Here is a 21,450-nt window from a genome sequence, read left to right on the forward strand (position 1 = left end):
ATATTGAAAGTGCGCCCATGCTATTCACAATGATCAATCATGTAAAATCAGAAAAAAAGAAAATATCATTATTAAAAGGTTATGCAAATGGCGAGGTATAAACCATGAATCTGACTCTTCGGCAGCTTCACCTGTTCACTGCGCTTGCCCGCCTCAAGAGCATTACAGCGGTTGCGAGGCATTTTCATGTCACCCAGCCCACTGTGTCTATGCAAATGAAGGAGCTGGCAGAATCAGTGGGTTTGCCTTTGTACGAGGTCATCGGCAAGGCGGTTTACCTAACCCCCGCTGGCCTGGAGCTTGAAACTACGGCGCGTGCCATGTTGGCGGAACTGGAAGCATTTCAGCAGAGGATTGATGACATCAAAGGTTTTCGGCGAGGCAGGCTGACTGTGGCTGTGGTAAGTACAGCCGAATATTTTGTACCCCGCCTGTTGGGCGATTTCTGCACCAAATATCCGGAAGTTGAAATTGCACTGGAGGTGTTGAACCGCAATGGTGTTATTCAGCGGCTGGAACATAACCTTGATGACCTCTATATCATGTCCAAACCTCCCGCAAATCTTGATGTGGAGGCCAAGGCCTTCATGACCAATTCCTTGCAGGTGGTTGCACCTGCCGACCATCCATTAACCCAGCGCAAGCGTATCAAACACACCGAACTGGCTCGCTACCCATTTATTTTGCGGGAGAGGGGTTCAGGGACCCGCTTGGCTTGTGATTCGCATTTTGAAAGTTTGGGTTTTGAGCCGACTGTACGGCTGGAACTGGGCAGCAATGAGGCCATTAAACAGGCGGTGCAAGGCGGCATGGGTTTGGCCGTACTTTCCGAACATGCCCTGAATGCGGGCACGGCCGCAGGTAGTCTTCAGGTTTTGAATGTACAAAGCTTTCCTATTCACGCCAACTGGTACACGGTTCGGCCCAATGGCAAACGGCCTTCACCGGTGGCTGCCGATTTTTGGCGCTATTTGAATGTGGATTTAAAGAAAGGGCGCTGAATTGGGGTGTGGATTTGGACCATGCTTTAAAAACGAACGTTCGTTCGAATTCATCCTCCACCTTGATGGTCTTTTCTGCGTTAACCTTGCGGTTAATCATCTATTTATTTCATAAAAACAGCAGTTTTGGAGACTTTTGAATGAATCTGAATAATTTGGTAGCGGTGGTTACGGGTGGTGCGTCAGGTCTGGGCCTTGCAACGGTGGAGCAATTTGTTGCTGCTGGTGCCAAGGTGGCGGTGTTCGACATGAACGAAGAGGCGGGCAAGGCCGCGCAGGCTGCGCACCCCGGAAAAGTGATTTTCCAGAAAGTAAACGTCGCGGATGCAGCGTCGGCTCGCGCGGGCATTGATGCAACTTTGGCTGCCTTTGGTGCGATTCACATCGCAGTCAACTGTGCAGGTGTGGGCACAGCAGGAAAAACGCTGGACCGCGACAGCAAAGCACTTCCCCTTGAGGCGTTTGCGAAAACCATCAATATCAACCTGATTGGTACATTCAACATTGCAAGCCTGGCTGCTGAAGCCATGGCAAAGAACGCACCCGATGAAGACGGCCAGCGTGGCGTGATCATTAACACCGCTTCGGTCGCTGCATTTGATGGTCAAACAGGTCAGGCTGCCTATTCAGCCAGTAAGGGTGGTGTGGTTGGCATGACCCTGCCCATGGCCCGCGATTTGGGTCGCTACGGCATTCGGGTCATGACCATTGCCCCAGGCATTTTTGACACGCCGATGATGCAAGGTGTTTCTGAGGAATACCGCCAGCCCTTGATCGCGATGGTTCAAAACCCCAAGCGGTTCGGTGCGCCCGCTGAATATGGTCGCCTGTGCGTGAGTATTGTCGAAAACAATTACCTGAACGGTGAAACCATCCGTATCGATGGCAGCATTCGCATGCAGGCGAAGTAATAGAAGTATCTGAATAAGGAATCATCATGGGCACCGTAGACCAATTCAAAATGGCTGAAAATGAGGACATCACTTTGTTTCGGGACATGCTGTTGCGCTGTCTCGAAAAAGAGGTGATTCCGCATTACGACCAATGGGAGAAAGACGGCTGGATGCCCAAGGAAGCCTGGCTGACGCTGGGTGCCGCCGGCATGTTGGGGCCAGACATGCCTGAGGAATTCGGCGCCGCCGGAGCTCCGTTCGAAGTGGCTCTGATGATTCTGGAAGAAACCTGTCGCTTGAACTTGCACTCGCTCAGCACCGCTTTGAATGTGCATGCCAACATCGTGATGCCCTACATCAATAACCTGGGCACTGCTGAGCAAAAAGCACAGTGGTTGCCCCGTATGGTCACGGGTGAAATTGTGGGTTCAATTGGCATGACTGAGCCAGGGGCGGGTAGTGATTTGGCGGGCATGCGCACCAACGCAGTTCGCGACGGGAACGAATGGGTGATCAATGGCTCAAAAACTTTCATTACGAATGGTTTGCATTGTGGCCTGATCGTATTGGCCGCAAAAACCGATACCACCAAAGGTGCCAAAGGCATCAGCCTGTTTTTGGTGGACAGTAGCTTGCCCGGTTTCAAAAAGGGCAAGGGCATCAAGAAAATGGGTCAGCATTCCAACGACACTGCGGAGCTGTTTTTCGACAACCTGCGCGTGCCCGCCAATGCCTTGCTGGGTGAGGAAAATAAAGGCTTTATTTATTTGATGCAAGAACTGCCGCGCGAGCGCCTGGGCCTGGGTTCTCAGGCCGTCGGTGCCTGTGAAGGTGCCATGGCGATAACTGCAGAATACGTCACCCAACGCAAGGCGTTTGGCAGCACGGTTTCGCAGTTCCAGAACACGCGATTCAAAATGGCTGAGCTGCGCGCACAGCTGGAATTGACCAAAGCTTACTTGAGACAGTGTGAGGCGCGCTTCAAACTGGGGGCGATGACGACTGAGGAGGCCTCAATCCTGAAGCTGATGTCCACCGAGTTGCAGGTGAAGTTGACCCATGAGTGCTTGCAGTTGTTTGGCGGATACGGTTACACCGAGGAATACCCAATTTCAAGATTCTTCACCGATGCGCGGGTGCAAACCATTTATGCGGGCACGTCGGAAATCATGAAAGAGGTGATTGCGCGTGGAGAGTTGGGACGGTAGGCGACGACTGTTATTTCGCCAACTCGACGGGGTTGCCCGATTCCTCACTCACCGACGTTAGCGAACATACTCCAGCCAATCAGCAGCGATGTCCCAATCGCTTCGCCTTAAAGAAAACCTGCCCGTTTGAATTCATCCGCCACGGTCGGCCAAGGGCCGGCACCGAGACTCGGCCCGCTTTTTTGCCGAGCGAGGTGAGTCAGGGTGAATTTCAAAAAGGGAGAATCAGGTTTTCAGGCGAATGATTGGGATTCGCGCTGGTTGGGCGAGTAACTACGCTGCTTGAGCAGCCAATTGCAATGATCGGACACAAAACCGCAACATCACACTGGCATAAAGGGAAGTTAGTACTTTTTCAACATTTCCTTGTATCGCCTAAATGAAAAAAATCTTCGAAACTTTGCACGAACAGCGCTGGGACGACCACCGCTATTATCACCACAGCCGTATCAATCAAAGCCTGCACTTGCTCAGCGCACTGTCATTTCTGTTTGGCTATGTGCTGCTGTTTATTGACCCTGTGTCTGCAGCCCTCGTGGCGTGGTTGGTGGCCATGACCAGCCGTCAAATCGGTCACTTCTTTTTCGAACCCAAAACCTACGATTATGTGAACGATGCCACGCACGATCACAAGGAAGACATCAAGGTGGGTTACAACTTGCGTCGCAAAGTCATATTGCTGAGCATTTGGGGTGCCTTGCCAGTGTTGATCTGGTTCAGCCCGTCTACGTTCGGATTGCAGCCTACTGGTGCAGACATGACCAGTTTTGTTCGCAGTGTAGGCGAATCTTGGTTGTGGCTGGGCTTGGGTGGTTTGGTGTTCAGAACCATTCACCTGTTCTTTATCCGGGACATTGAAACAGGTTTGGTCTGGGCCCTGAAAATTATCACCGACCCATTCCATGACGTGAAGATTTATTACAAGTCGCCTTTCTATCTTCTCAAAGGTCAGTTGATTGATCCCATGGATGATGTCAAGGCACGCCAGGTTTCACTGAGCACACGTCGCTGAATTTTCTTGTTGCTGTTGCAAGCCTCGCTGGTGTCCCACCAGCCATCGGCTTGCATGCAGCGGGCCGCTTGAATAAAGCGGTCGCAGAACACATCGAAATCAGAATCGGTGTAGTTGTGGCTGAAAATCATTCGCCCTGAACCTACCCAACTCAACATCACGCCAGCTTGCAACAGGTAAAACTGAAACATCCAGTTAAAACGCGATGGGGTGTTGTAAAGAATGGTGAAAATTGAAGTCATGTTTTGCACTTCAACTGGCAATTCCAGTTCCGTCAGGCGTTTGTTCAGTGCTGCACGCCTTGTGTTCCAGACGGTGTCGACGTTCTGATACATCCGTTCCACTTCAACACCATCAATGTGCCTTAGAAACAGGTTCATGGTTTGCATCACGTAAGGGTGTGAATTGAATGTACCCCGAGCAAAGCAGATATCAGCTGGCTTGTCGTTGCGGTAGCGTTTCATCAATTCGGCTTTTCCACACAGCACACCCACAGGCAGGCCACCACCCAGAGTTTTGCCATAGGTCACCATGTCGGCACGCACCCCAAAATAATCTTGTGCGCCACCTTTGGCCAGGCGGAATCCCAGAAACACTTCATCGAGTATCAACACAATGCCGTTCTCGGTGCACACCTGTCTAAGCTGTTTTAGCCATTGGGTGTAGGCCTCTTTGTCATAACCCGCTTTGCGGCCGCTGCTGATCAAGGCGGAGTCACCGGGTGCGTTGCTATTGGGGTGCAAGGCTTGCAGCGGGTTTACCAATACGCAGGCAATGTCTTTTCGGGCGGCCAGTACATGCAGTGTGCGTTGGCTCATCTCTTGTAGCGTCAACGTTCTATCTGCGCTTACAGGGTTGCCCACGCCGGGTTGTACATCGCCCCACCAGCCATGGTAGGCACCCGCAAAACGCACGATGCGTTGTCGACCAGTGTGGTATTGCGCAAGGCGCACGGCCTGCATCACTGCTTCGGTTCCGCTCATGTGGTATGAAATTTCATCCTGACCGGCCAGGGCTAAAATTCTGCGCGTGTTGTCCAGCACCACCGGGTGATAGGGGCCAAGCACTGGCCCCAATGGGTCCATGTCGATGGCTGCCTGGCGGATAAAACTTTTGTAAGTGTCGTAGCCCAGCAGGTTGGTGCCGTAGGCACCAGTCACGTCGATGTAAGCATTGCCATCGATGTCCCACAGATGAACACCCTCTGATTTACTCAGAAAAAGTGCAGGCAACAAATTCTCGTTGACCATGTTTCTAAACTGGAAGGGAACGCGGTACTTGTGAGTAAACTGCGCATCGGAAATGCTGCTGATGGCCTGTTCCAGCAATCGTTTGCCCTGTGGTGCACGCCCCAGCAGGTCTTGGGACAAATTCTGGAAACCTTTGCGGCGCTTCTCAACGAGCGCATCGTTGGCACCGTCACAGTTGAAAAACGAATCACCTTCCAGGCTGTAATGCGGTATCAGTCTCGATACGCGCTTGGCCATTCGCACATGGCCGCTTAAGCCGGGGTGTTTGGCGCGCGACAGCTGAAGCCGGCGGTGCGCTTTGAATACAAGGTATGCACTGGCGCTGGCGCCAATGAGTAAAGTCAGGCTGTCAAGGTTCATACACATTTCTGTCAAATACAACAGGTATGGTTGTACGCCATCTCGGTGACAGGCTGATTAAATTGCAAAAAAATACACAGGCATATTCTGCACATCAGGCGTCCCGCATTCGGTTACAAGAGAGTGCCAACTTCATGCTGACCAATCGAATCCCTCGCTTGTTCAGCTCTTGGTTGATGGGCAAGGTGAGCAAAATCAAACACCCGTGGTTTGCCCAGCCAGCCTTGTGGTTGTGGCGCCAATTTGCCGATTTAAACCTGCACGAGGCGCAAAAGCAGCAGTTCAACTCCATTCATGATTGTTTTACCCGTGCATTGAAGCCGGGTATGCGGCCTGTGGCTTCAAGTGCCTTGGGCACCAGCCCTTGCGATGGAATTCTGGGCGCCCATGGCCTAGTGGAGGACGGCAGCCTGCTTCAGGTTAAAGGCTTTCCTTACGCAATCGAAGAATTGCTGGTAGACCCAGTACTTGCGATTAAATTTCATGGGCATCGATACCTTACCATCCGGATTACAGCCAGCATGTATCACCGTATGCATTCCCCAATTGATGGAGTGGTGGACCAAGTGGATTACATTCACGGGGATACATGGAATGTAAACCCCGTGGCCTTGAAACGCGTAGAAAAGCTGTTTTGTAAAAATGAGCGTGCGGTGTTGAGCGGCAAAACCGTGCAAGGTGAACCGTTCGCCATCGTACCGGTGGCGGCCATCCTGGTTGCGGGCATTCGCTTGCATTGCACTGGGCGTGTGTTTAATCAAACCGACCGCGGGCCTCAACGCGTGCGCACCCACACGCCCATTCACAAGGGAGAAGAGCTTGGGTGGTTTGAGCACGGCTCCACCATTGTGTTGTTGGTGCCACCATGCTGGAATCTTGTCGAGGGCTTAAGTGAAGGAAGCCGATTGTTCATGGGGCAAGCCCTGTTTGAATAATTCGGTTATTCTTTCGCCCTATGGACATATTGATCAGCGAAGAAAAGGGCGTTCGCCAACTGCATTTCGGCAGTGACTGGGTGCAAGGGGCCATGCGTATTGCAAGGCCCTATGCACTCGAGCTTGAGTACACCCGCGAAATGATGGCTCCATTGCTGCTGAATTCTGACCCAAATTGGCCACGTTCCGCTTTGTTTGTTGGTCTTGGGGTGGGAGCCTTGCCCAAGTTTTTACACAAGCACAAGCCCGCCTGCAAAATCACCGTGGTGGAAATATCGCATGCAGTGGTTGCAGCTGCGCAAATGCATTTCAAACTGCCGCCGTTTTCCCCAACCTTTCAGGTTGAAGTGAGTTGCGGCGCAGACTACGTGGCTATTGAGGCAAGCCGCAATTCCCGGCAATTCGATTTGATCATGGTGGACGGTTTTGATGGCAAAGCCAAGGTAGGTCCATTGAACTCGACTGCGTTTTACCTGAATTGCAAGGCCTTGTTGAGTGAGCAGGGGTACTTGGTCGCCAATCTTTTAAGCAATCAGAAAGATTCAACCCAGAGCAAGCAGCGCTTGCTGGATGCGTTCGATGGGCATGCAATGGCTTTGTCGCCTTGCTCCAGTGGCAATGTGATCGCCGTGGCCCATGCTGGCGCTGGTTTTTCCTTCAGCGAGGCGGACTTGTACAGTAACTGCCAGCGCCTGAAAGATGAAACTGCCCTAAATTTGTCTAATACAGTGGCCAAACTCATCGAGGCTTGTCCCAAAGTTTAAATTGCATGCCTAAAATAGGACACAAATTAAACTTACAGAGACTCTGCAGCCATGCAAAACAATCAAGAATCCATTTGGTTTTCCACTCCCAATCTGGAAAACATGAATGCCATGTGTAAAAACACAGCCTGTGAGGCTTTGGGCATCGAAATCACCGAAGTGGGGCCCGACTATATTCGCGGCACCATGCCAGCAGACACCCGAACGTTTCAGCCCTTTGGCCTGGTTCATGGCGGAGCAAATGTGGTGCTTGCTGAAACCTTGGGAAGTATTGGCGCCAATTTGCTGGTTGACAACAGCAAATTTTATTGCGTCGGGCAAGAGGTCAACGCCAATCATCTGCGTGGCGTTAGAAGCGGCAAAGTGACGGGCACAGCCAAGTTATGGCATGCCGGCAAAAGCTCGCAAGTCTGGAATATTGAGCTGCACGATGACAGTGGAAAGCTCAGTTGTATTTCCAGACTCACCATGGCCGTCGTGCCTGTTCCCGGTTCAAAATAATTCATGTCGAAAGTTACTGTGAAACAAGATAAAAATGTTCTCGGCGGGCCCTTGCTTGCCTGCTCCTATGCGCCACTCACTGGTTTTATGCGAGACGGTTGTTGTAGTACCGGTCCCAACGATTTAGGTCGGCATGTAGTTTGTGCAAAAGTCACTCAAGAGTTTCTGGAATTCCAGTTGCGCATGGGCAATGATCTCATCAGCCCTATGCCCCAATATCGATTTGCCGGGCTGAAGCCAGGAGACCGATGGTGTGTATGTGCCAGCCGTTGGCTGGAGGCCTATGAGGCTGGGGTGGCGCCACCTGTGTATTTGGAGGGAACCAATCAAACCGCACTGGATATCATCCCTTTGGAAACCCTGCTTGAACATTCAATTGTTTAGAGGATCTCATGGTTAAAAAACTGGCCTCGCAGTGGCTGTCTGCTGCTCGCATCAGTCCCACGGCTTTGTACACGGGGCAGGTTTGGCAAACCACAGGTCGTTCTATTCCTGAATTGAAATCCATGCCTGCCAGTGCATTGCACCTTGCACTGGCGCCTACCATGTTTGTGTCCAGAAGTTTCGGTGGCCCGACACTGGAAGATTTTCTGTTGGCCCGGCACGATCTGATCGATCATCATCTGACTGAACTGATTGAGTCAGGAAAAGTCACTCAAATCATTGAGATAGCAGCGGGTTTGTCGCCTCGTGGAAGCCGTTTTGTTGAGCGCTACGGCGACAAGATTACCTATATTGAAGCTGATCTGCCAGGTATGGTCGCTCGAAAGAAAAAGCTGCTGGCCACACGCCTGAGGGCTTGCCCGAATCACCACATCAAGGTGGTGGACGCTTTTGCCGAGCAGGGTGCACACAGTCTGGATGGTTTGGCCATGCAGTTGGATACCAGCCAAGGCTTGGCGGTGGTGACTGAAGGACTGCTAAATTATTTTGACAAAGACTCCGTACAGAACCTGTGGACCAGAATTTCTTCGACTTTGGCGCAGTTTCAGCAGGGGGCTTATCTTTCCGACATTCACTTGCAGGCCCAAAACTCCGATCCTCTTGCACAGGCTTTCGTTGCAGGCCTTGGTATTTTTGTTCGGGGCAAAGTGCACCTGCATTTTGAAACAGCAGGTCATTTGCAATTGGCCATGGAGGAACTGGGTATGGCTTGCCAAGTGCTTAAGCCCAGCGACTTTGCAGCGCAAATTCCTGCGTGTTCAGGCAAAGGCGCAGACTTTTGTCGCATTCTGTTTGCGCGCCCCGCCAGTGCGGTAAAGTAGACTGACAAGAAAAAGCAGAACCACCAGCAGGAGACAACATGCGATTTGAATTATTGCGAGGCGTAGTGGCCTCGGCAATGTGGTTTGCCCTGAGCGGCACCGTTGCCATCGCCCAAACCGGTTCAGTGAACGCCTTGGGCGCTGAAATAGCCGGCAATGCGGCCGGTACCATTCCTGAGTGGACTGGAGGGCTTACCAAAGCGCCAGCCGGGTTTGATCCCAAAAAGGGCTACGTTGATCCATTTGCAGGTGAAAAACCCTTGTTCGTGGTGAACCAGAGTAATTTGGCTCAGCATGAGAAATTTTTGCCTGCCGGGCAAATCGCCTTGATCAAACGCTATCCGAACTACAGCATTCCCGTTTACAAAACACATCGCACGGCCGCATTTTCTTCAGAGATGATGACCAGTATCGGAGCCGAAGCTGGCAAGGCCAAGCTGGCGCATGGCGGCCTTGCGGTTGAGGGGGTTCAATCCACCAGCGTGCCTTTCCCTCAACCCAAAAACGGTCTTGAGGCGGTCTGGAATACTTTGCTTCGTCGCCCGGCACAAACTTTAAGGTCGCACACAGCTGGCTTTGTGGCAGGCAATGGCAGCAAGCCGATTACATTTGCCAGCAGCCAAACCATTGCGTGGGCGCCAGCAATCGGCAAGGCAGGCAGCACGCTGTTGTTCGCACTGATCGGCGAATCGACCAAGCCTTCCGCACAATCAGGCGAAGCGTTGTTGGTGCTTGACACCCTCAATTTTAAAGAGGATGCGCGTAATGCATGGATCGTGAATTCCGGTCAGCGCCGGGTATTGCGCGCACCTGAACTGGTACATGCAGCACCGGCGGGCAATACCGATGCTTTGCGTACTGTGGACGATATTTATGGATTCAATGGTTCACCAGAACGATTTGAGTGGAAGCTCCTTGGCAAGCGTGAAATGTACATTCCTTATAACAACTACAAGCTAAGCGACAAAAGCCTGAAGTACGACAACATGCTCAGTGATGCTTTTTTGAAACCGGAGCTGACACGTTTTGAACTGCACCGTGTTTGGGTCATTGAAGGCACGTTGAAGCAGGGCGCCGAACATATCTATTCCAAGCGCACCATGTATGTGGATGAAGACAGCTGGTATGTGGCCCTGATGGACCAGTACGACACCAAGGGAGAATTGTGGCGCGTCAAAATGTTGTATCTGATGCAAGCTTACGATGCGCCGGGCTTGTACACCGCCGGTGAAGTACAACATGATTTGAATGCTCGCAAGTCTGTATTCAGTGCTTTCCAGAATGAAGAACCTGCCACTGAATTCAATGTGGCCGTGAAACCGGGCGACTTTACGCCCGCTGCACTTCGTAAACTGATGCGCTGATCCTGAGTGAAAATGCTTTGGTGATTTAGAGTGCTTTTTCATCAGCACCGGGCGACCAGCTACTACAATGTCGCCCAACTTACTTTGTATTCGCAAGGACTTTTCGCAGCATGGCCGAGCAGGACAAACCCGACAACTCCGAAGCCAATTCGGAGGCTATCGCCGATGGCAGCACCATGGACCGCATCAAAACCGGTGCCTTTGAGCGAAATGTTGCATTGACACGCATGGGGGTGGGTGCGGGTGCCAAAATTGCAGGGCACACGGTTCGCAATTTCTTCCGCCGTGGTGAATCCAAGGACGAGGCCAATCGGAACTTTTATCGCGCGCAGGCCAAAGAACTGGCTGATGAGCTGGGTCGCCTGAAAGGTAGCGTGATGAAGGCGGGGCAAATGCTCTCCTTGTATGGGCAATATTTTCTGCCCGAAGAGGCTGTCGAGGTGTTGGCCACCCTGCAGGACAATACGCCGGCGGTCAGCTGGTCATTCGTTGAGCCTCAACTGATTGATGCCTTGGGTGAAACAACAATAGCAAAACTCGATATTCATCGAAAGCCGATTGCTGCTGCATCCTTGGGCCAGGCTCATCTGGCGACCATTAAGGCTACTGGTGAGCAGGTCGTTGTCAAAATTCAGTATCCCGGTGTGGCCAACGCGATTGACACGGACATTCGTACCCTGTCGAGGTTAATTTCTGCGACACGTTTGGCTCCCAAAGCACTTGATTTGACTGATGTGTTCAATGAACTACGCGACATGCTGGTTCGAGAGTGCGATTATGTCCAGGAGCGGGAATTTACTGAAATATTCTATGACCGGCTTGTTGACGACAAGCGTTTTATCGTTCCGAAGGTTTATCCAGAATTTTGCGCGCAACGAGTGCTGACCACACGTTATGAGCCCGGGTACTCCGTTTCTTCCAAAGAAGTGCAAGCCTTGTCGCAAAAACGCCGGAATGCCTTGGCACAGGGTTTTGCTGAACTTTTTGTCACTGAGTTTTTTGACTGGAATCTGGTTCAAACCGATCCTCATTTTGGAAACTACCGGGTTCGCATTGATCCCGATGCAGAGAACGATCAGATCGTAACGCTGGATTTTGGTGCAACGCGTCCGTTCGACAAGTCCTTTGTTGACAGCTATGGGCGCATTGTTCGTGGATCACTTCAGGCAGACCGACGCGAGGTTGCTCAAGGTGTTTTAGAGATCGGCTTGATGGACAGCAACACTCCTCAATCCTTTCTGGAGGGGTTTGGCGATTTAACCGAATTGATTGTTGAACCGTTTCGCAAGCCATTTGACCCCATGGTGTCAGAGCGGCTTTACACCCCTGGGGGAGCATATCGGTTTGGCGACACTGACTTGCCAGCTAGAGTGGGTCAGACTGCAGCATTGAAAATGATGTCCAAGCATTTCAAGATACCGCCTCAGGAAATCATATTCCTGCATCGGAGGATTGGCGGGGTGTTGGTCACCTTAAAAACTCTGCGAGCTGAACTGCGCCTGCATGAGCTACTGAAGCCCTATTTGGATCTGAGTTAAGTTCCAATCCAGACAAATCCTCTTTGTCCGAAATTGTCAACGAGTTCCCTGTTTTGGTGTCAAAACAGGCGGAACCTTTGCGCCCTTGCGTGCTCTAAACGTGCGTTAATGGTTATCGCACTGCATATTAATTATCTTTATTGAGCATATAGAGTAATTTGCATTGCTCTACCCACGAGCTTGTGGTCAAATGATCAAAGTTGTCCTAGACAAAAAGGCGAATAAGATGTCAGCAGCGCAAGACTCAATCGGTGTGGTGGTCCTGGAACCCAACAAACAGTTGCTGGACAAGTTGTGCGCGTTCGCTCAAAAAGTATGGGGTCAATACGAGGTACTACCTCGTCAGACGGGTAAGGAACTGAGCTTGGCCGCCGAGAATCTTAGCGTAGGCGTGGTTGTGGTTAGAGCAAGCTTTCAGCGCTCAAGCGCATTGATTCAAAACACTTTACTGGACATGTACGCGGCCGGTACGCAAATCCTGATTATCCAAGACACACCGTTTAGGGTCTCCGAGGCAACTTGGAGCTCGTTCGCTGGACTCCATTTTTTGTCGGACAAGGCCACTGACGAACAGCTGAGCAACCTGCTGACCATGACTTTGGTCCGTCATTGCATGCCCCAATTCAACAAGCTGATTTGACCTAGACAGACAATCTAAGTCATTTAGAATTTTCCGACGATCAATCGAGATTAATCGTGTCTCCATGTCCCAGTAACCTGAAGTCACCTGGGGCCACATTGTGTTGCTCCAACGCGAGTTTCAAATCACCGATGGGTTGATCCAGCGGTTCATCGGTCAACTCGAACGTACCCCAATGAATGCCCATTGATTTCGTTGAGCGTACGTCTTTGTGAATTTGTACCGCTTCATCTGGATTAATGTGTTGTGCCTTCATGAACCATCGGGGTTCGTAGGCGCCCACCGCAATCGCACTGAAGTCAAAAGGGCCCAGACGTCTTCCAATTTCCTCGAAGTCTTTGCTGTAACCAGTGTCACCAGAAAAGTAGAAGCTCAATTTTGGGTTTTTCAGTGTCCATCCGCCCCACAGTGATTTGTTTCTGTCGGCCAATGTGCGCGCTGACCAGTGGTAAGCGGGTACAAACGTAACCTGGTTTTCTCCCAGGGTGTGGGTTTCCCACCAGTCCATTTCCTTCACATTCCTGACACCCCAGCTTTTCAACAGAGACTCCAGTCCAAGTGGCACCAGAAAAAGGGTGTCAGGTTGCTGCTCGGCTAGTTTAACCACGGTGTTGTGGTCCAGGTGGTCATAGTGGCTGTGGCTAATGACCACCACATCAATTTTTGGCAGGTTTTCCACGCGACTCGGAGATTGAACTTTCCGTGATGGACCTGCCCATTGCACCGGAAACGCGCGGACTGAAAAGTGGGGATCTGTCAGCAGGGTGAAGCCGTTGGCGCGCACCATGACCGTTGCATGCCCTAGCCAAGTGGCTGTGGTGTCCGTGTATTCTGAAAGCTGGCTTTTGTCGAACGCCCTTAGCGGGAAATCTGCGTAGCTTGCAATGAATTGGCCGGGAGGTGGCGGCAGGTCTTTTCCAAATCGCTCCCGGTACCACCGAAGCAGGTCAGACATCGGTTTTGAAACAGTGGTGCCATCGGAGTTCACGAAGCCATCAGGCCTGTGGTGGGGCTTACTCGAGTCAAAATAGGGATTTGATGCTGCACAGCCTTGAATTAAAAAACCGGCAACGACACTCAGCACACCTGCGACTACATACTTCATGGTTCAACACGAATGAATTAGAGTTCCTTCCACTGCGTCGCCAAATAAACAGCAACAGGCAAGCCGAAGTAGAGCAAACAAAGTACTCTGAAATGGTCCATTGATTCTACCGCAGTGCTGCTGTTTGTGTTTAATTCAAGACCGCCCAGTTGTCCCGGATTTCCGGCAAAGGCCAACTCAAGAGTGCTGCTGGTTTCAAACATGGGTGCAATGAACGCTGGCTCGAGAACGAAGGCACAACCCAACACCCACAACACAAAAAATACAGTAAATCGTTTGATGCTCATCTTGATTTCTCCATCTGCTGTTTTTATTTGCTCCTTGAAACAACTGTACAATAAACACTGTAACTGTGTACAGTATTTTTTAATTGATGTGGTTTTTTGTAGTCTTTGACAGCGCACCTGAACAAAACCAGACTGCTACAATTCAAAGTCATTTGTTTTGTCTACCAGAGAGGAGTCCTATGCAGTCCCATCGAATCTCGATCAATGCCATAGACGGCGGCCAGTTTGACGCTTACTTGTCCCTTCCACCGACAGGCAAGGGCCCGGGCATTTTGCTGATTCAAGAAATTTTCGGTGTGAATCAGCATATTCGTGAAGTTGCCGACCAGTACGCGAGCGATGGTTTCGTGGTGTTGGCTCCGGATGTATTCTGGAGACAGGAACCAGGTGTTGACATTGGCTATGATGACACCGGTTTTAAAAAAGGATTTGCGCTAATGCAGGGAATGGACTTCCCCAAGGCAGTTGAGGATTTGTGTGCTGCGGCCGAAGCGCTGAAAGCTCGTCCGGAAGTCATTGGGAAAGTAGCCAGTCTGGGGTTCTGCATGGGCGGGATGCTGTCTTACTTGGTGGGAACAACAGTGGGGGCTGTGGACGCAAGCGTTTGTTACTACGGGGGCGGTATTCACACCGCGCTTGATCGCGCGCCGCAGGCCAAAATTCCGATGTTGATGCACTTTGCCGAGAAAGATGGTTTTATTCCCATGGAGGCGGTTTCTCAAATCAAAGCTGCGTTTGAGAATCAGCGCGAAGTGGAAATTCACACTTATCCAAATGTGGATCATGGCTTTAATTGTTGGGGACGCCCCATGTATCAACAAAAGGCGGCTGCATTGGCCAGAGGTCGATCACTGGAATTTTTATCCAGAACCATTTCGGCTTGAGCCACTGGACAGGTGACTTTCTTGAAAGCAACCCCGGCCAACGTTTCATCTTTGGGAAAAGTAGTTTCAGAAGCCATTGACGACTCATGGCGCAATCATCCCTTGTTGTGTCTGCTTTTTGCTGTAAGTGTGGTTGGTTCAACTGTGTTTTGGACGCAGTTGGGCGACCTGGCCTGGTTTGGGCAGCTTTTGCTGCTGGCCGTGGTCGTTGGGGTTTCTTGTGTCGCGGGCAGTGTGTTGACCCGTGCATGGATGAATTTCCAGCTCAAGGAAAGTTTGTTGAATGTCGGGGGGGCGGAAGTTACCGCCGATTATTTGGCGGGTAAAGATTTTTTCCAAACACTGGTTGATACGGTGCATCGATTGAGCCAGCAGCAAGGCATGTTGTTGGCCAGTTTTGATGAAGAAAAACGCCGGTTGATCAGTGTAGAAAATTGCTTGAATGGCTTTGTTGTTGAATTCAGCGTCAGCGGGCAAGGGCAAGTGCGTGTTGAAAATGTCGACAATTCAATTGAACGTTTCTTCTCACTGAGCCGAGCCGAATTTATCGCCGATTGGACTGCTGTACTGAAGCACATCGATTCAAAATACCACGCTGCCTTTCGCACAGTCTTGTCGCGCCCTGAAGCCTTTCCCAATCGAGAGTCACTGGTTTTTTCGACCACCCGGCGCAGTGGGGTAGAGCCACAGTACTTTCAGTTGACCTTGCAACGTGAGGCGAAAGCCCCGGGTGTCAGCATGTATGCGGTTTGCCTTGATGTCAGTGATCTGGTTTTGGCCAAGGAGCAGGCCGAAAGTGCTGATCGCGCCAAGTCTGAATTTCTGGCCACGATTAGCCATGAACTGCGAACCCCACTAAACGCCATTATCGGTTTTTCCAAATTGCTCGAGGAACAACTTGATGATCCCGAACTGCGCGGTGATGTCCGTAATATTTCCAGTTCGGCAACTAGCCTGCACTTGATCTTGAGCGATGTGCTCGAATACTCGCGTATTCAGGCCAATGGTTTGAAACTTGATCCGTCGCCTTTTGATCTGGATGCCATGGTCAGGCAAGTGTATTCACTGAACCGCAACCTCGCCCTCAAAAAAAATCTTGAATTTTCACTGGTCAATGAAAGTGAAGGGTCTTGCTTTGTTCATGGCGATGCCAACAGGCTAAGGCAGGTGATTCAAAACCTGGTATCCAATGCGTTGAAGTTTACAGATACCGGCTATGTCAAAATGCGGTTGATGACCTCACAGCCTGCTCAGGGTCGGATTGAGGTGTTTATTGAAGTGGCTGACAGTGGTATTGGAATCAGTCAGCCAGCCTTGCAAAAGTTGTTTCAGCGCTTTAGCCAGGCCAGTCGAGAAATTAACCGCCAATACGGTGGGACTGGTTTGGGTTTGGCGATTTGCAAGGGACTTGTCGAGTTGATGGGAGGGCGAATTGATGTCAGTTCCGAACCCGGTGTGGGTTCGGTGTTTACAGTCAGTTTGAATTTGCCGCTGGCCACGGCGCAGGGCCAGACTACCTCAATTAAGGTGGTGGAGGCGGCCTCCCGAGCATTGAGTATTCTGGTGGTGGACGATCACCCCATGAACATCAAGTTGCTAGACCGTTACCTCGGGAAAAGGGGGCACCAAGTTGTACAAGCCACTGGCGGCTTGCCTGCAGTGGAGCTCTGTGAAAAACAGCGTTTTGATCTGGTATTGATGGACATCGACATGCCCGATCTCGATGGGCATGAGGCTACGAAAGTAATTCGGGGGTCGCACAGCGCTGCGTCAAAAGACAGTTTTATTTGTGCTTTGTCTGGTTTGTCGGATGACAAGAGCATCACCATGTCGACACAGGCTGGTATGAACTTGCACATGACCAAACCCGTGTCTTTTGAGAAGCTCGACAAATTGATTGAAGAGATTGTCCAGAAATCCGCCTGAACACGACAAGCTTTTGTTTATGCGATACCCAGTTGCTTTTCGAGGTAGGACTTGGCTTTTTCCAGCCAAATCGTGAGTGCTGCCAACAGATCACTTTGGCTGAACGAGCAGCTTTCACCGCCAAACATAGCGGTACTTTCCAGGCGCTCAAGGATACTTTCAAGTGCACCTTCGAACACTGCGGGTAGATCGCGTAACAGGTCTTTCTCCTGTCGGAACGCAAAAATTAATGCACTGGTGTTCTCAAATTCATTATTTTGGAGTGAATCTGATAGCTTTTTAATCCGCAATAGCGGATCTGCTGGTATGTTACTCATGAGTATTATTTAACCAAATTATCATTTCGGCAGTGTACTCCAGCACACGAGACACGGTCTTAAAACTGAGGAGAATTTGACATGGACAGCAAACTTTCACTGGATAAAACAGCCACAGTGGCTTTGAATTACGATGCCGTTTTGGCTGACCTCGAAGCGATTGAGCCTCTGATCTCAATTTTCCCAAAGCTGGAAAGCTTGAACAAGCTGGGCCCAAATACCTTTGAGTGGAAACTCAAGCCGATTGGTGCCATGGGTGTTTCTCACGCGGTTCATTACGCGGCCATTTACGAAGTGGACAAAGCCAACGGACGTTTGAGCTTCAAGGCCAAGGAAGGCGTCGGCAATGCGACTCTTTCTGGGGCTTTCCAGTTCAAGCCGAATGGCAAACAGGTTGACATTGAAATCGAAATCAACGGTCAATTGCGCGACATCAAGGTACCCATGTTGTTGAAGGCTGCGACACCTGGTTTTATTAAAACCATGTTTGATGGTTTGGTGGATCGGTTCATTGAAAAACTGGGGGAGAAGTATGGCAAATAACAAGCCGGCCAATTACGACACCGGCAAGGCGATGCGGGCCAAGGTGCTCGGCGCTGACTATGTGGCCAAAGCGGTGTCAAATCCTGAAGATTTTGCTGCACCTTTGCAAGACATTGTGACCTCCCACGCGTGGGGCACAGTGTGGCCTCGTGAAGGGCTTGAGCCCAGAATTCGCAGTATTGCCACTGTGTCCATGTTGATCGCCTTGAATCGACCTAACGAGCTCAAACTCCACATGCGCGGTGCCATCAACAATGGCGTAACACCCAATGAGTTGCGTGAGTTGATCATTCACGCCAGTGTGTACTGCGGATTCCCTGCAGCCATGGACAGCATGCGTCATGCCAAGGCTTTGCTGGAAGAGCTTGAAGCAGAAAAAGCTGTCGGCAAGTAACTTTTAGTTTCTTGATTCAGGGCAACAAAAAAACCGGAGTAGGGAATTAATCCTTGCTCCGGTTTGTTTTTGATTAAGCAAACCTTATTTTTCGACGAATGCGCGTTCGAAGACATAGTCGCCTGGTTCGCCCACGCCAGGCGACACCACGAAACCTTTGGCGTCCAGGATGCCGCGAATGTCGGCCAGCATGCTGGGACTTCCGCAGATCATGGCACGGTCTGTTTCGGGGTTCAGGGGCGGTAGGCCGACATCCTTACACAATTCGCCATTTTCCATCAGGGTGGTGATGCGACCCACGTTCTTGAATTCTTCGCGAGTAACGGTGGGGTAGTAAATCAGTTTTTCACGCACCAGGTCACCAAAAAACTCATTATTGGGAAGCTCTTCAGTAATGAATTCGCTGTAGGCCAACTCATTCACATAGCGTACGCCATGAACCAGGATGACTTTTTCAAAACGCTCGTACACCTCTGGGTCTTTGATCAGACTCATGAAAGGTGCCAGCCCCGTCCCAGTGCCAAACATGAACAGGTTTTTACCAGGTTTCAAGTCATCAAGAATCAGGGTGCCAGTGGGTTTTTTGCCCACCAGTACGGAATCGCCTACTTTCAAGTGTTGCAGGCGTGACGTCAATTTGCCGTCGGGCACCTTGATACTGAAAAACTCGAGGTGCTCTTCATAGTTTGCACTGGCAATACTGTAGGCACGGAGCAGAGGTTTGCCTTCCACTTCCAGGCCAATCATCACGAAGTGTCCGTTGTGGAAACGCAGGCCAGGGCTTCGGGTTGTTTTGAAGCTGAATAAGGTGTCGTTCCAGTGGTGGACTTCAGTGACTTGTTCTTGAATCAGATTTGACATGGTTGCGGCTTTAGATCTCGTAAGTTTTTCAAACGGCCCAATAATAACGCACTGCATCAAAAAACGCTGTAAGTCATTCTATTTTTTAGTTATTTGCTTATTTGGAGTTTCTCCTCTAACCCAACCGAAAGAATAGAGGTTCAATGGGGGTTATAAAGTGGTTGGGAGCTCAACCTGCCAAGACACCAAACAACATCCAATAAGGGCAACCCCCATGACAGAGACACAAGAAAAACAGCGCCGTATGAACCAAATGATTGTTCACTCCAGTGACGTTGAGCTTGCAGTTAACAGCCACGGCGAACCGCACAACCCAACCATCATTTTGGTGCACGGGTATCCCGATTGCAGCACGGTCTGGGACCCGGTTGTTGAAATTTTAAAACATCACTTCCATGTAGTGACTTACGATGTTCGTGGCTGTGGAAAGTCCACGGCACCAGGCTGGATGTGGGATTATTCCCTGAACAAACTGTCTGAAGACCTTCAGGCGGTAATGCGTGCGGTCTGTCCTACCCAACCAGTTCATTTGGTGGCGCACGATTGGGGTTCCATTCAAACGTGGGAAAGCGTGACCGACCATCGCTTGAAATCGCGTATAGCAAGCTATACCAGCATTTCGGGCCCATGCCTTGACCACATAGGCATGTGGATGCGTAACAGCTTTCTTGCCAATAACCGCAAGGCCTTGGGCAATGTCATGGGGCAGTTGATGCATTCCTGGTATGTGTATGCATTTCAGTTGCCGTTCTTGGCGCCTGCTGCCTGGAAAAATGGGTTTGGACAAAGCATGGCCTGGTATTGTGAAGAAGATGGAAGGTGTTGAACACGATGCCAATCCCACGCAACGCAAAGACGGTGTAAATGGCATCAACTTGTACCGCGCCAACATGTTGCCCCGCATCAGCAGTCCGCGTTTGCGCCAAACTGATGTACCAGTCCAGTTGTTGGTACCCACCAAAGACAAATTTGTAACCACGGCATTGGTTGAGTCCTGCTACCCATATGCCCACAATGTATGGCGTCGCGACATTGATGCCCAGCACTGGGTTGTGCAAAGTCATTCCGAATGGGTGGCCAATTGCGTGTCAGAATTTGTGGAGTTTGCGGAAACTGGTCGAGAGAATCCTGGGCTGGCCAAAGCCAGGGTTCATGTCTAACCGGTCTCGCAAATAAAAAAACCCGGCACCTGCCGGGTTTTTTGTCATGGGTATTCAATGCACTTAAATAATACCCAGCTTGATCATCACCATCAGTTGGCCTTCACCCACCAATCCACCCAAAATGGCGCCAGTCATGATCAAAATCCATTCTTCCTGCTTGAAAACCGGGCGCAACAGTCCCTCGAACTCCAACGGAGTCATGGCCTGCATTTTCTTGCCCACCACGTTTTCAATGTCGAGTGAAGTCTGAACGTAAGTTTCGGCATGCATGATCACATCGGCCAAGCGTGCCATCAACATTTCGGACGTGTCTTGTTTCATGCGCTGGAATGACTCTGCACCTACAGCCATCACCACGAAAGGTTTCACAATGCTGGCCTTGCTGTCCACCATTTCCCGCACACGTTCATCCACCATTTTCTGGACTCGCTCAGACAGAGGGCCCGCCACCATTTCACCGATGATGGTTTGTGGCGTGAGAATGTCGCGCGCAATAATTTTTGCGTAATCCGCAGCCACTTTTTGCTGACGTTTCAGGAACAGGCCCTGAATGGTGTAGGAACCGAACGGAATGGGCTTCTTAGGCTCGAACAATATATTCAAAGCGATCCAGTCAGAAATAAAACCCACCAGAAAACCGAATACGGGCAGAATCCATGGCTCTTTCAGAAGTACCCACAGAATCATTTGCACGACACCGATCATAAAACCGAAATAGAGTCCTGACACGCCAAAGAACTTGAATTCTTCACGGCCTACCTCTTGGAAAATCCGGTTCAGCAGGTGCTTGTCCTTCATCAGGATACGAATGACCAAGGCCTTCAAGTCGAGAATTTCATCGATGTTGCCCTTGATGTCTTCCATCACGCTGGCAATGACTCCGGGTACATCTTTCTTCACTCGATCAATCAGCTTTTTCTGGGCAAAGTTAGGCAAGCTTTCCCAAAGCCTTGGCTGATGCTTTGACATCACCTCACGAATGATGGTCTCAATGACTTCCATGGCCGGACCTTCGAGCTCCTTGCCCAAACGTTCAGAGTCCAGTTTGGAAACCACTTCATTGACCGACACAAGCTTGGTCGTAATGGTGTCAACTGCAATGGAAGCCATGCGAAGGGCATTGCGCGGGACAATGCCTTGCCAGCCAAAGAATGGAGGAATGCCCACAAACTTCATGGGATAGAACATCATTTTGACCGCGGCAATCTTGGTGACATAACCAAGGATGGCGGCAACTAC

General features: G+C 50.7%; 24 protein-coding genes. 18 read left to right on the top strand and 6 right to left on the bottom strand.

Features of this window, described 5'->3' with window-relative positions; all coding sequences use genetic code 11:
• Window positions 1-104 precede the first annotated feature (104 nt).
• The 4 genes from A0129_RS05790 to A0129_RS05805 all read left to right on the top strand — a co-directional run bounded on the left by A0129_RS05790 (window position 105) and on the right by A0129_RS05805 (window position 4,114).
• A complete protein-coding gene (locus A0129_RS05790; RefSeq protein ID WP_291713244.1) occupies window positions 105-1,001 on the top strand; it encodes a LysR family transcriptional regulator in 897 nt (298 codons plus the stop codon).
• A 140-nt stretch (window positions 1,002-1,141) separates the two neighbouring features.
• Window positions 1,142-1,912, top strand: coding sequence for an SDR family NAD(P)-dependent oxidoreductase (locus A0129_RS05795; RefSeq protein ID WP_275270769.1), 771 nt, complete (start codon window positions 1,142-1,144; stop codon window positions 1,910-1,912).
• 26 nt (window positions 1,913-1,938) lie between these two features.
• Window positions 1,939-3,102: an acyl-CoA dehydrogenase family protein gene (locus A0129_RS05800; RefSeq protein ID WP_291713245.1), complete on the top strand. Its 1,164-nt coding sequence runs from the start codon at window positions 1,939-1,941 to the stop codon at window positions 3,100-3,102.
• A gap of 379 nt (window positions 3,103-3,481) precedes the next feature.
• Window positions 3,482-4,114, top strand: coding sequence for a hypothetical protein (locus tag A0129_RS05805; RefSeq protein WP_291713246.1), 633 nt, complete (start codon window positions 3,482-3,484; stop codon window positions 4,112-4,114).
• Here A0129_RS05805 and A0129_RS05810 read toward each other — a convergent pair.
• Entirely contained in the window at window positions 4,051-5,724 is a 1,674-nt protein-coding gene (locus tag A0129_RS05810; RefSeq protein WP_291713247.1) for an aminotransferase class III-fold pyridoxal phosphate-dependent enzyme, read from the bottom strand. The genes A0129_RS05805 and A0129_RS05810 overlap by 64 nt on opposite strands.
• Window positions 5,725-5,858: 134 nt before the next feature.
• Between A0129_RS05810 and asd the strand changes: the two genes are divergently transcribed.
• The 8 genes from asd (at window position 5,859) to A0129_RS05850 (ending at window position 12,731) form a co-directional block, all read left to right on the top strand.
• Window positions 5,859-6,659, top strand: a complete 801-nt coding sequence (gene asd, locus A0129_RS05815; RefSeq protein WP_291713248.1) for an archaetidylserine decarboxylase — start codon at window positions 5,859-5,861, stop codon at window positions 6,657-6,659.
• A 20-nt stretch (window positions 6,660-6,679) separates the two neighbouring features.
• A complete protein-coding gene (locus A0129_RS05820) occupies window positions 6,680-7,423 on the top strand; it encodes a hypothetical protein (protein ID WP_291713249.1) in 744 nt (247 codons plus the stop codon).
• Between the two features lie 51 nt (window positions 7,424-7,474).
• Window positions 7,475-7,924, top strand: a complete 450-nt coding sequence (locus A0129_RS05825) for a hotdog fold thioesterase (protein ID WP_291713250.1) — start codon at window positions 7,475-7,477, stop codon at window positions 7,922-7,924.
• 3 nt (window positions 7,925-7,927) lie between these two features.
• Entirely contained in the window at window positions 7,928-8,308 is a 381-nt protein-coding gene (locus A0129_RS05830; RefSeq protein ID WP_275270775.1) for a DUF2237 domain-containing protein, read from the top strand.
• Window positions 8,309-8,316: 8 nt separating this feature from the next.
• Window positions 8,317-9,189, top strand: a complete 873-nt coding sequence (locus A0129_RS05835; protein ID WP_291713251.1) for a class I SAM-dependent methyltransferase — start codon at window positions 8,317-8,319, stop codon at window positions 9,187-9,189.
• A gap of 38 nt (window positions 9,190-9,227) precedes the next feature.
• Complete coding sequence (locus tag A0129_RS05840) at window positions 9,228-10,553, top strand: DUF1329 domain-containing protein (protein WP_291713252.1); 1,326 nt, start codon at window positions 9,228-9,230, stop codon at window positions 10,551-10,553.
• 110 nt (window positions 10,554-10,663) lie between these two features.
• The gene (locus A0129_RS05845; protein ID WP_291713253.1) at window positions 10,664-12,091 is read left to right on the top strand and encodes an AarF/ABC1/UbiB kinase family protein; all 1,428 of its coding nucleotides are present in this window, start codon (window positions 10,664-10,666) and stop codon (window positions 12,089-12,091) included.
• A 226-nt stretch (window positions 12,092-12,317) separates the two neighbouring features.
• On the top strand, window positions 12,318-12,731 hold the full coding sequence (locus tag A0129_RS05850) for a hypothetical protein (RefSeq protein ID WP_291713254.1): 414 nt from the start codon (window positions 12,318-12,320) through the stop codon (window positions 12,729-12,731).
• Window positions 12,732-12,771: 40 nt separating this feature from the next.
• On the opposite strand, the gene A0129_RS05855 is transcribed toward A0129_RS05850, so the two are convergent.
• Entirely contained in the window at window positions 12,772-13,836 is a 1,065-nt protein-coding gene (locus tag A0129_RS05855; protein ID WP_291713255.1) for an MBL fold metallo-hydrolase, read from the bottom strand.
• Between the two features lie 17 nt (window positions 13,837-13,853).
• Window positions 13,854-14,123 carry a hypothetical protein gene (locus tag A0129_RS05860; protein ID WP_291713256.1) on the bottom strand — a complete coding sequence of 90 codons (270 nt, stop codon included), beginning with the start codon at window positions 14,121-14,123 and terminating at the stop codon, window positions 13,854-13,856.
• Window positions 14,124-14,302: 179 nt separating this feature from the next.
• Here A0129_RS05860 and A0129_RS05865 point away from each other — a divergent pair, with 179 nt between their 5' ends.
• Window positions 14,303-15,007 carry a dienelactone hydrolase family protein gene (locus A0129_RS05865; RefSeq protein ID WP_291713257.1) on the top strand — a complete coding sequence of 235 codons (705 nt, stop codon included), beginning with the start codon at window positions 14,303-14,305 and terminating at the stop codon, window positions 15,005-15,007.
• A gap of 21 nt (window positions 15,008-15,028) precedes the next feature.
• Window positions 15,029-16,933, top strand: a complete 1,905-nt coding sequence (locus tag A0129_RS05870; RefSeq protein WP_291713258.1) for an ATP-binding protein — start codon at window positions 15,029-15,031, stop codon at window positions 16,931-16,933.
• A 17-nt stretch (window positions 16,934-16,950) separates the two neighbouring features.
• Here the strand turns inward: A0129_RS05870 and A0129_RS05875 are convergent, their stop codons facing one another.
• Entirely contained in the window at window positions 16,951-17,250 is a 300-nt protein-coding gene (locus A0129_RS05875) for a hypothetical protein (protein ID WP_291713259.1), read from the bottom strand.
• An 81-nt stretch (window positions 17,251-17,331) separates the two neighbouring features.
• On the opposite strand from A0129_RS05875, the gene A0129_RS05880 reads away from it, so the two are divergent.
• Together A0129_RS05880 and A0129_RS05885 are read left to right on the top strand one after the other, a co-directional pair.
• Window positions 17,332-17,793, top strand: a complete 462-nt coding sequence (locus A0129_RS05880) for a hypothetical protein (RefSeq protein ID WP_291713260.1) — start codon at window positions 17,332-17,334, stop codon at window positions 17,791-17,793.
• Complete coding sequence (locus A0129_RS05885; RefSeq protein ID WP_291713261.1) at window positions 17,783-18,187, top strand: carboxymuconolactone decarboxylase family protein; 405 nt, start codon at window positions 17,783-17,785, stop codon at window positions 18,185-18,187. The genes A0129_RS05880 and A0129_RS05885 overlap by 11 nt, the downstream gene beginning before the upstream one ends.
• Before the next feature lie 84 nt (window positions 18,188-18,271).
• Here the strand turns inward: A0129_RS05885 and A0129_RS05890 are convergent, their stop codons facing one another.
• Window positions 18,272-19,048 carry a ferredoxin--NADP reductase gene (locus A0129_RS05890; RefSeq protein ID WP_291713262.1) on the bottom strand — a complete coding sequence of 259 codons (777 nt, stop codon included), beginning with the start codon at window positions 19,046-19,048 and terminating at the stop codon, window positions 18,272-18,274.
• A 214-nt stretch (window positions 19,049-19,262) separates the two neighbouring features.
• On the opposite strand from A0129_RS05890, the gene A0129_RS05895 reads away from it, so the two are divergent.
• Both A0129_RS05895 and A0129_RS05900 read left to right on the top strand, forming a co-directional pair.
• Window positions 19,263-19,874, top strand: coding sequence for an alpha/beta fold hydrolase (locus A0129_RS05895; RefSeq protein WP_291713263.1), 612 nt, complete (start codon window positions 19,263-19,265; stop codon window positions 19,872-19,874).
• Complete coding sequence (locus A0129_RS05900) at window positions 19,828-20,208, top strand: hypothetical protein (protein WP_291713265.1); 381 nt, start codon at window positions 19,828-19,830, stop codon at window positions 20,206-20,208. Before A0129_RS05895 ends, A0129_RS05900 begins: the two co-directional genes overlap by 47 nt.
• 63 nt (window positions 20,209-20,271) lie before the next feature.
• Here A0129_RS05900 and A0129_RS05905 read toward each other — a convergent pair.
• On the bottom strand, window positions 20,272-21,450 hold a 1,179-nt coding region (locus A0129_RS05905), incomplete at its 5' end, for a DUF445 domain-containing protein (RefSeq protein WP_291713267.1).

This window comes from Limnobacter sp. CACIAM 66H1 (assembly GCF_001601825.1).
GTDB lineage: Bacteria > Pseudomonadota > Gammaproteobacteria > Burkholderiales > Burkholderiaceae_B > Limnobacter.